At 68.3% G+C, this 13,209-nt stretch carries 12 protein-coding genes and 1 pseudogene; 6 read left to right on the forward strand and 7 right to left on the reverse strand.

Annotated elements, in window-relative coordinates; all coding sequences use genetic code 11:
- Positions 1-9: 9 nt before the first annotated feature.
- Both JANGC3_RS31605 and JANGC3_RS34335 read right to left on the reverse strand, forming a co-directional pair.
- Complete coding sequence (locus JANGC3_RS31605; protein WP_198292024.1) at positions 10-639, reverse strand: response regulator transcription factor; 630 nt, start codon at positions 637-639, stop codon at positions 10-12.
- 286 nt (positions 640-925) lie between these two features.
- Positions 926-1,018, reverse strand: a pseudogene (locus JANGC3_RS34335) (hypothetical protein); the annotation flags it as partial.
- A gap of 152 nt (positions 1,019-1,170) precedes the next feature.
- Here JANGC3_RS34335 and JANGC3_RS0113870 point away from each other — a divergent pair.
- From JANGC3_RS0113870 to JANGC3_RS0113885, 4 genes are read left to right on the forward strand one after another with little or no spacing between them, the layout of a single operon-like run.
- Positions 1,171-1,869, forward strand: coding sequence for a CerR family C-terminal domain-containing protein (locus JANGC3_RS0113870; protein ID WP_017877092.1), 699 nt, complete (start codon positions 1,171-1,173; stop codon positions 1,867-1,869).
- Positions 1,866-3,257, forward strand: coding sequence for an efflux transporter outer membrane subunit (locus JANGC3_RS0113875; RefSeq protein WP_157406633.1), 1,392 nt, complete (start codon positions 1,866-1,868; stop codon positions 3,255-3,257). Before JANGC3_RS0113870 ends, JANGC3_RS0113875 begins: the two co-directional genes overlap by 4 nt.
- 31 nt (positions 3,258-3,288) lie before the next feature.
- Positions 3,289-4,446, forward strand: coding sequence for an efflux RND transporter periplasmic adaptor subunit (locus tag JANGC3_RS0113880; RefSeq protein WP_017877094.1), 1,158 nt, complete (start codon positions 3,289-3,291; stop codon positions 4,444-4,446).
- A gap of 10 nt (positions 4,447-4,456) precedes the next feature.
- Positions 4,457-7,591 (forward strand): efflux RND transporter permease subunit, encoded by a 3,135-nt coding sequence (locus JANGC3_RS0113885; protein ID WP_017877095.1) that lies wholly within the window; start codon positions 4,457-4,459, stop codon positions 7,589-7,591.
- 134 nt (positions 7,592-7,725) lie between these two features.
- On the opposite strand, the gene JANGC3_RS0113890 is transcribed toward JANGC3_RS0113885, so the two are convergent.
- Positions 7,726-8,631 carry a LysR family transcriptional regulator gene (locus tag JANGC3_RS0113890; protein WP_026132966.1) on the reverse strand — a complete coding sequence of 302 codons (906 nt, stop codon included), beginning with the start codon at positions 8,629-8,631 and terminating at the stop codon, positions 7,726-7,728.
- A 115-nt stretch (positions 8,632-8,746) separates the two neighbouring features.
- Here JANGC3_RS0113890 and JANGC3_RS0113895 point away from each other — a divergent pair, with 115 nt between their 5' ends.
- Together JANGC3_RS0113895 and JANGC3_RS0113900 are read left to right on the forward strand one after the other, a co-directional pair.
- Positions 8,747-10,045 (forward strand): SGNH/GDSL hydrolase family protein, encoded by a 1,299-nt coding sequence (locus JANGC3_RS0113895; RefSeq protein WP_017877097.1) that lies wholly within the window; start codon positions 8,747-8,749, stop codon positions 10,043-10,045.
- A gap of 28 nt (positions 10,046-10,073) precedes the next feature.
- Positions 10,074-10,307, forward strand: coding sequence for a hypothetical protein (locus JANGC3_RS0113900; protein WP_017877098.1), 234 nt, complete (start codon positions 10,074-10,076; stop codon positions 10,305-10,307).
- Here JANGC3_RS0113900 and JANGC3_RS0113905 read toward each other — a convergent pair.
- The 4 genes from JANGC3_RS0113905 to JANGC3_RS29330 form a co-directional block, all read right to left on the reverse strand.
- The gene (locus JANGC3_RS0113905; RefSeq protein ID WP_017877099.1) at positions 10,282-10,770 is read right to left on the reverse strand and encodes a GNAT family N-acetyltransferase; all 489 of its coding nucleotides are present in this window, start codon (positions 10,768-10,770) and stop codon (positions 10,282-10,284) included. The two genes, JANGC3_RS0113900 and JANGC3_RS0113905, sit on opposite strands and share 26 nt — an antisense overlap.
- Before the next feature lie 9 nt (positions 10,771-10,779).
- The gene (locus JANGC3_RS0113910) at positions 10,780-11,544 is read right to left on the reverse strand and encodes an NAD-dependent epimerase/dehydratase family protein (protein ID WP_026132969.1); all 765 of its coding nucleotides are present in this window, start codon (positions 11,542-11,544) and stop codon (positions 10,780-10,782) included.
- Between the two features lie 107 nt (positions 11,545-11,651).
- Positions 11,652-12,404, reverse strand: a complete 753-nt coding sequence (locus JANGC3_RS0113915; protein ID WP_017877101.1) for a slipin family protein — start codon at positions 12,402-12,404, stop codon at positions 11,652-11,654.
- 43 nt (positions 12,405-12,447) lie between these two features.
- Positions 12,448-13,086: an NfeD family protein gene (locus JANGC3_RS29330; protein ID WP_051068304.1), complete on the reverse strand. Its 639-nt coding sequence runs from the start codon at positions 13,084-13,086 to the stop codon at positions 12,448-12,450.
- Between the last annotated feature and the right edge of the window lie 123 nt (positions 13,087-13,209).

The raw sequence follows: 13,209 nt of genomic DNA on the forward strand, positions 1-13,209 counted from the left end.
AAGCATCTCCTAAAAAGTGATATAGCCAAGTTCCATCGCCTTCGCGACCGCATGAGTGCGGCTGGATACATTCAAAGTCCGCATCAAGCCGGCGACATGGTTGTCGATTGTTCCGCTGTTGAGCTTGAGTTGTTTGGCAATTTGTTTGGATGAATATCCACGTTGAAGAAGGCATAGCACGTCAAGTTGGCGTCGCGTAATCACCGATGAAGCCCGCGATTTCTTTGCGCCATCTACAGAGGGAAACGTCCGACGGCCGTCGAAAACTGATCGTAGCTCCGACATGAAATCGCCGAAAGGCGCGGCTTTGACGATATAGCCAAGTAAGCCCAAGTCCTTGGCTGCGCCAATAAAATCCGGATTGCTGGATCCGGTCACAATGACGCAACGTTCATGTGCGCCTTGCAGCGCAAAATATCGCACCAGGGACAATCCATAGGCCTTCGGAACGTCAAGGTCGACGAAAATACGAAACCAATTGACGGGGCGCAAAAATTCGTCGCGGGCGGTTTCTGCGCAACCGCAAATAGTGGCGCTGATTCCACTATCCATTTTAGATAAAAGAAATTCAATTGCAAATGCAACAACCGGATGATTTTCGACAATCAGGACACGTTTTTCTTGAGGGGCACGTTGCATAAACATTTCCACAGTCAGCTTTCGGCAGGATCACAACAGTGCACGAACCAGCAGCGCCGCCTTCTCCGCAGAAGTGAGCGCACTAAGCCATTCGCCGCCCATCTGGCGAAGGTCGTCGTCGCTGAGTGGAATTGTCTGTTTTGATATTATTATATATAATATCACATCACTCTTAATCGACGTTCCAGCTCATGCAATAGTTGATCAAGTCGTTGATTACAAAGTAACATATCGCATTTTCCGCCTTCATTCGGTCGATCTCTGCGAGACGCCAGAGCAGTGATCAAAGCCTGGCCTTGATAATACTTGCCATTCCGGAAGCTAGCTCTGTATGTCCTATATTGGATTTGACGGACCCAATAGCACAACTTGGCCTATCTTTTTCTGAAGCTTACTTGTAACCCAATCTTTTAAATGCTGGTGTAAGTCTCCGCGGCGCCGGCTGGCGCAAGGCCCGGCGCCGCGGGCGTTCAAACTAAGCAATCGTTTTAGTTATATCAATCGTTTGAAACGTATGGTTTAATAGCATTTATGAATGATAGATCCACCAACAACAAAGCCGGCCGCCCCGCCGACGACGCGCGCAAGCCGCGCTCGGACGGCGAGCAGTCGCGCGAGCGCCTGCTGATGGCGGCCATGCGCCTGTTCGCCGAGCGCGGCTTCGACAAAACCCCGACCCGCGAAATCGCCCTGGCCGCCGGCGCCAACGTCGCCGCGATCAGCTACTATTTCGGCGACAAGGCCGGCCTGTACCGCGCCGCGCTGTCGGCCTCGTCCTCCAGCCCGGAACACGACATCGGCTTGTTCGACCAACCCCATTTCACGTTGCGCCAGTCGCTCGACGGCTTCTTCACGCTGCTGCTCGAACCGATGCGCCAGGGCGAGACGGCGCAGCTGTGCATGCGCATGTGGTCGCGCGAGATGCTCGAACCGACCGGCCTGCTGGCCGAGGAAATCGACCAGTCGATCAAGCCGATGCACCTGGCGCTGGTGTCCCTGCTGTGCCGCCACCTCGGCGTCGCCGGCGCCGACGACGATATGCACCGGCTGGCCTTCGCCATCACCGGCCTGGGCCTGCAAGTGATGCTGGGCTGCGACGTGATCCGCGCGGCGCGCCCGCAATTGCTGGACACGCCCGACGCGGTGCTGCGCTGGCAGCCGCGCCTAGTCGGCTATGCCGAGGCGATCGTCGCCGCCGAACAAACCCGTCTACGACAAGGAAGCATATGAAGACTCTTCAACGCGCGTTGGCAGCCGCCGCCGCGATGGCGCTGAGCGCCTGCGCCAGCCAGGCGCCGGCGCCGCGGGTGGCGCACGCCGCGCCGCCGCAATGGCAGGCGCCGCTGCCGCACAACGGCAGCGTCGACGACCTGGCCGGCTGGTGGCAGCGCCAGGGCGACGCCCTGCTGGTGCAACTGATCGCCGCGGCCCAGGAAGTGAGCCCGTCGGTCGCCGCCGCCCGCAGCCGCATCGCGCAGTCACGCGCCGAGCGCGTCGGCAGCGGCGCGGCGCTGGGCCCGACGCTGGACGCCAACGCCAGCGCCAGCCGCATGAGCCAGCAGTCGGCCCAGCCGCTCGGCAGCACCGCCCAGGCGGCGCTGCAGGCGGCGTGGGAGATCGACCTGTTCGGCGCCAACCGCGCCGCCCGCGACGCCGCCCAGGCGCGCCTGGACGGCGCCCACGCCGGCTGGCACGACGCCCGCGTCTCGGTCGCCGCCGAGGTGGCCAACCAGTATTACAGCCTGCGCGCCTGCGCCCGCCTGCTGGCCGTGGCGCAGCAGGACGCCGCCTCGCGCGCCGACACCGCCCGCCTGACCGAGCTGACCGCCGGCGCCGGCTTGCAGGCGCCGGCCACGGCGGCGCTGGCGCGCGCCAGCGCCGCCGAGGGGCGCAGCCGCGCCATCGAGCAGGGCGCCGCCTGCGAGCGCGACGTCAAGGCGCTGGTGGCGCTGACGGCGCTGGCCGAACCGGCGCTGCGCCGGCAACTGGCCGGCAGCGCCACGGCGGCGCCTTCGCCGGCGCTGGCGCCCGCCGCGCTGCCGGCGCAGACGCTGGCCCAGCGCCCGGACGTGTTTGCCGCCGAGCGCGAGGTGGCGGCCGCCAGCTTTGACGTCGGCGCCGCCCAGGCGCAGCGCTATCCGCGCCTGACGCTGTCGGGCGCGGTCGGCGTCGCCAATTTCCACAGCGCCGGCAGCAACACCGGCGCCGACACCTGGAGCATCGGCCCGCTGGCGTTGACGCTGCCGCTGTTCGACGGCGGGCGCCGCCGCGCCAACGTCGACGCCGCCGCCGCGCGCTACGACGAGGCCGTCGCCAAGTACCGCGGCAGCGTGCGCCAGGCGGTGCGCGAAGTCGAGGAGGCGCTGGTCAACCTGGACAGCACCGGGCAGCGCGGCGGCCACGCCGAAACCGCGCTGGCCGGCTACCGCAGCGCCTTCGACGCCACCGAGCAACGCTATAGGAATGGCCTGGCCAGCCTGCTCGAACTGGAGGACGCGCGGCGCACCCGCCTGGCCGCCGAGAACACCGTGGTGAACCTGGCGCGCGAACGCAGCGCCGCCTGGGTCGCCCTGTACCGCGCCGCCGGCGGCGGCTGGAACGCCAGCGCCGCCGATTGATCATCCCGTATCGAACCTTGCCGGACAAAACATGAAAAAACTGACATTCAAACCGCTGACCCTGGCCCTCGCCGCCGCCCTTGGACTGGGCGCGCTGGGCTTGGCGCTGACCGCCCCGGCCACCACCGCCGCCGACGACAAGAAGGCCGACGCGCCCAAGCCGGCGCTGACGGTGACCACCGCCAAGCCGCTGGCGGCGCGCCTGCCGATCAAGCTCAGCGCCAACGGCAACGTCGCCGCCTGGCAGGAGGCCATCATCGGCAGCGAGTCGAACGGCCTGCGCCTGACCGAGGTCCGCGCCAACGTCGGCGACCAGGTGCGCGCCGGCCAGGTGCTGGCGGTGTTCTCGGCCGACGCCGTCAACGCCGACCTCGCCCAGGCCCGCGCCGCCGTGCAGGAGGCCGAGGCCAACGCCGCCGAAGCGGCCGCCAACGCGGCGCGCGCGCGCTCGCTGCAAAGCACCGGCGCGCTCAGCGCGCAGCAGATCAGCCAGTACCTGACGGCCGAACAAACCGCCAACGCCCGCATCGCCTCGGCCAAGGCGGCGCTGGCGACCCAGCAGCTGCGCCTGCGCTACACCCAGGTGGTGGCGCCCGACAGCGGCGTGATCTCGGCGCGCGCGGCCACCGTCGGCGCGGTCGTCGGCGCCGGCACGGAGCTGTTCCGCATGATCCGCCAGGGCCGCCTGGAGTGGCGCGCCGAGGTCACCGCGACCGAGTTGCTGAGCCTGAAAACCGGCACCGGCGCCCAGGTCACGGCCGCCAACGGCAGCACGCTGAGCGGCAAGGTGCGCATGATCGCGCCGACGGTCGACCCGCAGACCCGCTCGGCGCTGGTGTACGTCGACCTGCCGGCCAGCGCCGGCAAGGACGCGCCGTTCAAGGCCGGCATGTACGCCAGCGGCCAGTTCGAGCTGGGCACGTCGGAGGCGATGACGGTGCCGCAGCAGGCCATCGCCGTGCGCGACGGCTTCAGCTACGTGTTCCGCCTGAACCCGGACCAGCGCGTCAGCCAGATCAAGGTGCGGCCGGGCCGGCGCCTGGCCGACCGCATCGAGATCCTCGACGGCATCAAGGCCGACACGCCGGTGGTCATCAGCGGCGCCGGCTTCCTCAACGACGGCGACCTGGTACGCAACGTCGCGGCCGCCGCCGCGCGCGCGCCGGGCGCCGCGCCGCTCGCCAAATAAGGGGGGCGCGATGAATTTCTCCTCCCTGTCGATCAAGAACCCGATCCCGGCGATCATGCTGTTCGCGCTGTTGACGCTGGCCGGCCTGATGGCCTACCGCGCCAACCCGGTGCAGGATTTCCCCGACATCGAACTGCCGATCGTCACCATCAACGCGGCGCTGTCGGGCGCCGCTCCGGCCCAGCTGGAAACCGAGGTCGCGCGCAAGCTCGAGGACTCGGTCGCCACGCTGCAGGGCGTCAAAAACATCTACACCAAGGTCCTCGACGGCACTGTCAGCGTGACCGTGGAATTTATCCTTGAAAAACCCATCGCCGAAGCCGTCAACGACGTGCGCGACGCGGTGGCGCGGGTCAAGGCCGACTTGCCGGCCGAGCTGCGCGACCCGACCGTGACGAAGGCCTCGACCGCCGGCCGGGTGATCCTGACGTTTACCGCCAGTTCGAAACCCGGCGTCGACAACCAGCTCGACGACCAGGCCCTGAGCTGGTTCGTCGACAACAGCGTTGCCAAGCGCCTGCTGTCGGTGCCCGGCGTGGGCGCGGTCAAGCGCGTCGGCGGCGTCTACCGCGAAATCCGCGTCGAACTCGACGAGGCGCGCATGGCAGGGCTGAAAGTGTCGGCGCTGGACGTCTCGCGGCAGTTGCGCCAGGTGCAAAAAGAGGCGCCGGGCGGACGCGGCGACGTCAGCGGCGCCGAGCAGTCGGTGCGCACCATCGCCACCGTCAAGACCGCCGAGGAACTCGCGCGCATCGAGATTCCGCTGCTCGACGGGCGCCACGTCCGCCTCGACCAGGTCGCCACGGTGAGCGACACGGTGGCCGAGCCGCGCTCGCTGGCCGAGCAGGACGGCAAGAACGTGGTCGGCTTCGAGGTGTTCCGCAGCAAGGGCGCCAGCGAGGTGGCGGTTGCCAAAGGCACCCGCGAAGCCGTCGCCGAGCTACAGAAGTCCAACCCGAACGTGGTGCTCAAGCAAAGCATCGACAACGCCTTCCCGGTCGAGGAAAACTTCGACGGTTCGATGGAACTGCTGTACGAGGGCGCGCTGCTGGCGGTGCTGGTGGTGTGGTGGTTCCTGCGCGACTGGCGCGCCACGCTGGTGGCGGCGGCGGCGCTGCCGCTGTCGGTGATGCCGGCCTTCCTGGGCATCTACTTTTTCGGCTACACCCTCAACACCGTGACCTTGCTGTCGCTGGCGCTGGTGGTGGGCGTGCTGGTCGACGACGCCATCGTCGAGATCGAGAACATCACGCGCCACCTGCGCATGGGCAAGACGCCGATGCAGGCGGCGATGGAGGCGGCCGACGAGATCGGCATGGCGGTGATCGCCACCACCTTCGCGCTGGTCGCGGTGTTCCTGCCGACCGCCTTCATGGGCGGCGTGCCGGGCCTGTTCTTCAAGCAGTTCGGCTGGACCGCCGTGTTGGCGGTGCTGGCCTCGCTGGTGGTGGCGCGCCTGCTGACGCCGATGATGGCGGCCTATCTGCTAAAGCCGCTCAAGCACGTCGGGGAGGAAAAGGACAGCTGGCTGATGCAGCGCTATATCGCGCTGATGCGCTGGTGCCTGACGCACCGGCTGGTGACGGCGATCGCCTCGGCGCTGTTCTTCATCGGCTCGATCATGCTGGTGCCGCTGCTGCCGACCGGCTTCGTGCCGGCCGCCGACCGCGCCCAGACGCAGATCAACCTGGAGCTGCCGCCCGGTTCGACCTTGGCCGAAACCCGCGTCGTGGCCGAGCAGGCGCGCCTGGCGGCGCTGCGCGTGAAGGGTATCACCGGCGTGTTCAGCTCGATCGGCGGCGGCTCCAGCGGCGACGCCTTCGCGCCCGGCGCGGCGGCCGAGGCGCGCCGCGCCGTGCTGACCCTGACCACCGTGCACCGCACCGACCGCGGCGAATCGATGGCCGACCTGGAGTCGTCGATCCGCCACCAGCTCGACGCCATTCCGGGCGCGCGCTTCAACGTCGGCCCGCCCGACACCGGCGTCAAGATGCAACTGGTGCTGCGCAGCGAAGACCCGGTCGCGCTGACCGAGGCGGCGCAGAAGGTGGAGCGCGAACTGCGCACGCTCAAGGGCATCGGCAACGTCAGTTCGAGCGCCTCGCTGGTGCGCCCCGAAATCATCGTGCGGCCCGACTTCGCCCGCGCCGCCGACCTGGGCGTGACGGCCGCGGCGATCGGCGAGACGGTGCGCGTGGCCACCGCCGGCGACTACGACACCGACCTGACCAAGATGAACCTGCCGGAGCGGCAGGTGCCGATCCGCGTCAAGCTGCCCGACGCCGTGCGCGCCGACCTGGCGGCGATCGAGCGCCTGACGGTGCCCGGCAAGAACGGCCCGGTGCGCCTGGCCAACGTGGCGAGCATCACGATGGAAAGCGGCCCGGCGCAGATCGACCGCCTGAACCGCAGCCGCAACGTGACGCTGGACGTGGAACTGGGCGCGCGCACGCTGGGCGAGGTCAACGAGGAGGCGCGCGCGCTGCCGTCGATGAAGAACCTGCCGCCGGCGGTGAAGATCGCCGAACTGGGCGACGCCCAGGAAATGGTGGCGCTGTTCGCCAGCTTCGGCCTGGCGATGCTGATCGGCGTGCTGTGCATCTTCTGCGTGCTGGTGCTGCTGTTCAAGGACTTCATGCAGCCGATCACCATCCTGGCGGCGCTGCCGCTGTCGATCGGCGGCGCCTTCGTGGCGCTGCTGCTCACCGGGCGGGCGCTGTCGATGCCCTCGATGATCGGCCTGATCATGCTGATGGGGATCGTGACGAAAAACTCGATCCTGCTGGTCGACTACGCGATCCTGGCGCGCCAGGCCGGCATGAACCGCTACGACGCGCTGGTCGACGCCTGCCACAAGCGCAGCCGGCCGATCTTGATGACGACCATCGCGATGGGCGCCGGCATGATGCCGCTGGCGCTGGGTTGGGGCGCCGACCCGAGCTTCCGCTCGCCGATGGCGATCGCGGTGATCGGCGGCCTGATCACGTCGACGCTGCTGAGCCTGTTGGTGGTGCCGGCGGTGTTCACCTACATCGACGACCTCGAGCACCTGCTGCAGCGCGTCTCGGGCAAGCTGCGCCACCCCAGGCACGGCGCGGCAAGCGCCGGCGCCGACGCGCCGGTCAGCCTGAAGAAGCAGGCGTAAGCGACGCCGCCGCGGCAAGCCCGCGGCGGCCCCGATGCGGTTAAATCATCGAGGCGGCAACTAGTCTGACACAGGGGGGCGACTCCCTTGGTTTCAGTTATTTCACCGCCGAAACCGCGCCCCGGCGCAAGCGCTCAATCGAAGCGGACCTTCTCCACCAAGAAATCCAACAGCGCGCGCACCCGCGACGGCAGGTAGCCACCCTGGCCGAGGAAGACCGCGTGGATTTCCTCGACGTCGCCGGGGTTGAACTCTTCCAGCAACGGCAGCAGCCTGCCGGCGGCGATGTCGTCCCTGACCTGGAACGCCGCCAGCCGCGCCAGGCCAAGCCCCGCCAACACCAGCCGCCTGAGCGCTTCGCCGTCGCCGACCTGGGCGTTGCCGTTGGTCGCCACGCGGGTGCCGATGCCCTGGTCGAGCAGCGGCCAGCCCTGCGTCGCGCGGGCGTAATTAAAGCCCAGCCGGTTGTGCCGCTCCAGGTCGGCCGGCCGCAGCGGCGTACCGCGCCGCGCCAGATAGGCCGGCGCGCCGACGATGACCATGCGGGTCTGCCCCAGTTTGCGCGCCAGCAGGCCCGAGCTCTTGAGCGGGCCGGCGCGCACCGCCACGTCGGTGCGCTGTTCGAGGATGTCGACCACCTCGTCGGTCAGCACCAGGTCGAGCGTGACGTCCGGGTGGCGCGCCAAAAACTCGGGCACCAGCGCCAGCAGGAAGTGCGCGCCGAAGGGCACGTTGGCGTTGACGCTGAGCCGGCCGCGCGGCGCGGCGTTGGTGGCGGCGCCGCGCTCGGCCTCTTCCAGGTCGGCCAGCACCCGCACGCCGCGCTCGTAGAACACGCAGCCCTCGGCGGTGAGCTGGACCTGGCGCGTCGAGCGGTTCAGCAGCCGCACGTCGAGCCGGCTTTCCAGCCGCCCCACCAGTTTGCTCACGCCCGAGGGCGTCATGCGCAGGGCGCGCGCGGCGGCGGAAAAGCCGCCGAGTTCGACCACGCGCACGAATACTTCCATTTCCCCCGACCGGTTGATGTCCAGACGCGCCATATTGAGGTCAGCTCACAAGTGTTTATCCCAGTCGCAGTCTACTCGACAAAGTGATCCGAATTCATAATTAGACCATTAGGCGCACGCCAATTCACAAATCTCGACAAGGACCAATATGAGCAGCAAGCGTACCCCCCCGCCCTCCCCCCCGCGTCCGGCCGGACTGCGCCTGTGGCGCGCGCCCGCGCTGGCGGCGCTGCTGGCCATGGCCATGCTCGCCGGCCGCGCGGCGCACGCGGCCGACACCGGCGCCTGGATCGGCACCTGGAGCGCCAGCCCGCAGCCGACCTGGGGGGCGGACTTCGCCTTCCCCACCAACATTCCGGCAACGCTGCAAGACCAGACCATCCGCCAGGTGGCGCGGATCAGTCTTGGCGGCAAGCGCGTGCGCGTGGCGCTGTCGAACGAATACGGCAGCGCGCCGCTACGCGTCGGCTCCGCGCATATCGCGCTGGCCGGCGCCGGTTCGGCGATCGTGCCCGGCACGGACCGGCCGTTGACCTTCGGCGGCAACACCTTCGCCGTGGTGCCGCCGGGGGCGCCGCTGCTCAGCGATCCGGTCGACCTGGCGCTGGCGCCCTTAGCCAGCGTCGCCGTCAGCGTCTTCCTGCCGCATGCCACGGCGGCCACCACCTTTCACTGGGACGGCCGGCAAACCGCCTACCTGGCGCCGGGCGAGCACGTCGCCAGCGCGCGCATCGAGGCCGAGCGCACCACCACCGCGCGCATTTTCCTCAGCGGCATTCAGGTCGAGGTCGAGGCCGCGGCGGACGCCGGCGCCGTGGTCGTGCTGGGTGACTCGATTAGCGACGGCAACGGCGCCGGCGTCGACGCCAACGCGCGCTGGCCCGACTTCCTGGCCGCCCGGCTGGCGCCGCGCAAGGTCGCCGTGCTCAATGCCGGCATTTCCGGGGCGCGCCTGCTCGGCGACCGCATGGGCGCCAACGCGCTGGCGCGCTTCGAGCGGGACGTGCTGAGCCAACCGCGGCTGAAAAGCGTCGTCGTGCTGCTTGGCATCAACGACATCAGTTGGCCCGGGACGGCCTTCGATCCGCACGGCGTGCGCCCGTCGGCCGAGGCGCTGATCGCCGGCTATCGCCAATTGATCGCGCGCGCCCATCTGCGCGGCGTGCGGGTGGTCGGCGCCACGCTGACGCCGTTCGAGGGGGCCTTGGCCGGTACGCCGCTGGACAACTATTACCACGCGGACAAGGATCAGTTGCGTCAAGCCATCAACGCGTGGATACGCGGCGGCGGCGAATTCGACGCCGTGCTCGACTTCGACGCGCTGCTCAGGGACCCCGCGCGGCCGCGCCGCCTACGCAGCGAATTCGACTCCGGCGACCACCTGCATCCGGGCGAGCGCGGCAACCGGGCGATGGCCGACGCCGTCGACCTCGACGTCCTGTTTTAGCGCCATCGCCGGCCGCCCTCGGCTGCTGGTGGCGAACCCGCAACTGGGCGACGGCCAGCGCAAGGGGGTGGTCGGCCATTCCCCGCCGGGCTTGCCCAACGTCTACGTGCTGAAACAGGATGGCGGCCAGTGTCGCCTGTTCAAACGCCGCGACAACGTCGACGCGCTCGGTTCCTACAGCCATGTCGGCGAGGCGCCGTGCTTGAGCCGGCGCCGGGCAGGCCGGGCGCGGCGGTTTACCGGCCGGCGCGCGCCGTTCTGATTTCGGCGATCATCTCGTGGTCTTCGTCCATCCCGGTTTCGACGAAGCCGAAGCTGGCGTAGAAATCCTTGGCAATCGGATTGCTTGGGTGGTAGCAAATATAGATGCATTCGAGCGCCTGGTTTTGCCGTATTTCCTCCAGCGCCAGTTGCAGCGCCCGGCGGCCGACGCCCTTGCCCTGGTGCCGGTGGTCGACCATGAAACGGCAGATCGAATATTCGTTCGGCCGCTTATCGGCGCCGGCCTCGTCGTCGTCCATCGACCAGTACATTAAAAACCCAACCAGCTCGGTGCCGTTGTAGATCGCGCGCGGGCGCGCGTACGGGTCGAATTTCGATTCGGCGATCGAATACGCGTTGCTGGCCAGCATATCCTGCTGGTCCTCGGGCAGCTGCAGATTGATGACTGCGGCGAAATTGTCCCCGGTGACGTCGCGCAACGCGACATGCAACTCGTCTTTCATGGTGTTCCTTTATGCGTTGGGCCCCTGGCGCGGCCGCGCGCCGCCCGGTATGTTCAACAGGTCGAAGGCGTCGTCGGCGGGCGCGTATTGCAGCAGCGCGCGGGTGGCGTCGATCGCCAGCCGCTTGTAGCGGTTATCGGAGACGCCGTGCACCACGTGGTAGCCGTGCAGCTCGGCTTCGACGCAGCGCGCCAGCAGCTGCACCACGTCGCGCTCGCTGATGAAGGCGGCGACGTCGCGCGGACTGTGGCTCTGGCCCGGCTGGAAGTCGGCCACGTTGGCGATGCGCACCGCCAGCGTCGTCATGCCGAACTGGTGCGCGAAGCTGGCGGCGACGCCCTCGCCAAACGCCTTGCTGGCACCGTACATGTTCTTCGGCCGCGGCGCCATCGCCTCGTTCACCTGCACGTCGAGCGGATAGCCTTCGACCGCCTGCGCGCTGCTGGCGAAGACCACGCGGCGGCAGCCCTGCGCCTGCGCCGCGCTGAAGATGTTGTAGGTGCCAACGATGTTGGTCGGCAGCAGCGAGCTGTGGAAGTCGGCGTCGGGCGACGGGTCGCCGGCCAGGTGCAGCACCACGTCGATGTCCTTGCAGGCGGCCAGGCAGGACGCGTAGTCGGTCACGTCCAGCGCCACCGCCTCGTGCGGCGCCGACCACAGGGTGTCGGCGCGGATGTCGGCCAGGCGCAGCGTCAGCGCGGCGTGCGTGGTATGCCAGAAGGCGCTGCCGATCGCGCCGGCGGCGCCGGTGACGAGGACACGGGTGCTTGTCATGATGGACTCCAAGGTTTGCAACTGTCGCGAAGGCACAGCGAGATGCCAATATTGCATTGTTGCACATCCGGCGAGAGCGGGTGCGCAAGCCAAGGCCGGCGCACGACCTAGCGCGGCGGCGCGCCCGTCAAGCCGCCCAGCAAGTCGATCGGCAGCGGGAAGACGATGGTCGAGCTCTTGTCGCCGGCGATATTGCTCAGCGTCTGCATGTAGCGCAGCTGCATCGCGCCCGGCTGCTGCGCCATCACCTGCGCCGCCTGCATCAGTTTTTCCGACGCCTGCAACTCGCCCTCGGCGTGGATCACCTTGGCGCGCCGTTCGCGTTCGGCCTCGGCCTGGCGCGCGATCGCCCGCACCATCGACTCGTCCAGGTCGACGTGCTTGATTTCGACGTTCGACACCTTGATGCCCCAGGTGTCGGTCTGGGCGTCGAGCACTTGCTGGATGTCGATGTTGAGGCGTTCGCGTTCAGCCAGCATGTCGTCGAGCTCGTGCTTGCCTAGCACCGAGCGCAACGTGGTTGGCGCCAATTGGTTGGTGGCCTCGAAGAAATCGGCGACCTCGATGATGGCCTTCTCCGGGTCGACCACGCGGAAGTACAGCACCGCGTTGACCTTGACGGAGACGTTGTCGCGCGAGATCACGTCCTGGGTCGGCACGTCATGCACCACGGTTCGCAGGTCGACCCGCACCATTTGCTGCAGCGCCGGGATCAGCAGGATCAGGCCGGGGCCTTTGACCGCCCAGAAGCGGCCCAGCTGGAACACCACGCCGCGCTCGTATTCGCGCAGGATGCGAATGGACGAGCCCAGCAGCGCAAGCAGCACGAATACCAGGGTGGCCACGCTCAGATTCAACATTGTCATTCTCCTTGTTTGTCGCCCTCGCCGGCCGGGGCCACCGTCAGCAGCAGCCCCTGGCGCGCCAACACGCGCACCGGCCGCCCAAGCCGCACGGCGCGGCGCTGACGACCCGCCAGTGTTCGCCGCGCAGCAGGACCCAGCAACCGTCGGGCCCCTGCTCCACCACCCGCGCCACGGCGCCGATCAGCTCGCCGGGGCCGCCCACCGTGGCGCGCCGGCGCGTGCGCAGCGCCAGCCCCAGCACGCCGGCGCCGAGCGCCGCGCTGAGCACGGCGATGCCGACGATCAGCGCCGGCGGCACGCCGTAACCGGGCAAATCGGTGTCGATGAGGATCAGCGCGCCGCCGACAAAGGCGACGGCGCCGCCCAGGCCCAGCACGCCAAAGCTGGGCAGGAAGGCCTCGGCCACCATCAAGGCGAGGCCCAGCAGGATCAAGCCGAGGCCGGCGTAATTGACCGGCATGAGTTGCAGCGCATACAGGCCGAGCAGCAGGCAGATGGCGCCGACCACGCCGGGCGCGACGGCGCCGGGCGTGGCGAATTCGAACATCAAGCCGTAGATGCCGATCGTCAGCAAGATCAGCGCCATGGCGGGGTCGGCGACGACGGCCAGCAGTCTGGCGCGCCAGTCGGGCGCCACCGCGACGACGGCCGCGCCGCGGCGGCCAGGCGCCAGCAAGCGCCCAGCAACACGATAGCGAACGCGCGCAACAGCTTGATGCCTAGGTCCGTGCCCATGTGCCCCACCGCCGGGAATGTTTATCTTATGGATAAGACCGCCTGGCGCGGTGTTGGTTCCGTT

Origin of the sequence: Janthinobacterium sp. CG3, assembly GCF_000344615.1 — a bacterium.
GTDB lineage: Bacteria > Pseudomonadota > Gammaproteobacteria > Burkholderiales > Burkholderiaceae_D > Janthinobacterium.

Excerpts from the sequence above, each read along its gene's own strand:
- JANGC3_RS0113895 (WP_017877097.1), top strand. The coding sequence starts at position 8,747 with ATGAGCAGCAAGCGTACCCCCCCGCCCTCCCCCCCGCGTCCGGCCGGA.
- JANGC3_RS0113870 (WP_017877092.1), top strand. The coding sequence starts at position 1,171 with ATGAATGATAGATCCACCAACAACAAAGCCGGCCGCCCCGCCGACGAC.
- JANGC3_RS0113885 (WP_017877095.1), top strand. The coding sequence starts at position 4,457 with ATGAATTTCTCCTCCCTGTCGATCAAGAACCCGATCCCGGCGATCATG.
- JANGC3_RS0113910 (WP_026132969.1), bottom strand. The coding sequence starts at position 11,544 with ATGACAAGCACCCGTGTCCTCGTCACCGGCGCCGCCGGCGCGATCGGC.
- JANGC3_RS0113890 (WP_026132966.1), bottom strand. The coding sequence starts at position 8,631 with ATGGCGCGTCTGGACATCAACCGGTCGGGGGAAATGGAAGTATTCGTG.
- JANGC3_RS31605 (WP_198292024.1), bottom strand. The coding sequence starts at position 639 with ATGCAACGTGCCCCTCAAGAAAAACGTGTCCTGATTGTCGAAAATCAT.
- JANGC3_RS0113905 (WP_017877099.1), bottom strand. The coding sequence starts at position 10,770 with ATGAAAGACGAGTTGCATGTCGCGTTGCGCGACGTCACCGGGGACAAT.
- JANGC3_RS0113880 (WP_017877094.1), top strand. The coding sequence starts at position 3,289 with ATGAAAAAACTGACATTCAAACCGCTGACCCTGGCCCTCGCCGCCGCC.
- JANGC3_RS0113915 (WP_017877101.1), bottom strand. The coding sequence starts at position 12,404 with ATGTTGAATCTGAGCGTGGCCACCCTGGTATTCGTGCTGCTTGCGCTG.
- JANGC3_RS0113875 (WP_157406633.1), top strand. The coding sequence starts at position 1,866 with ATGAAGACTCTTCAACGCGCGTTGGCAGCCGCCGCCGCGATGGCGCTG.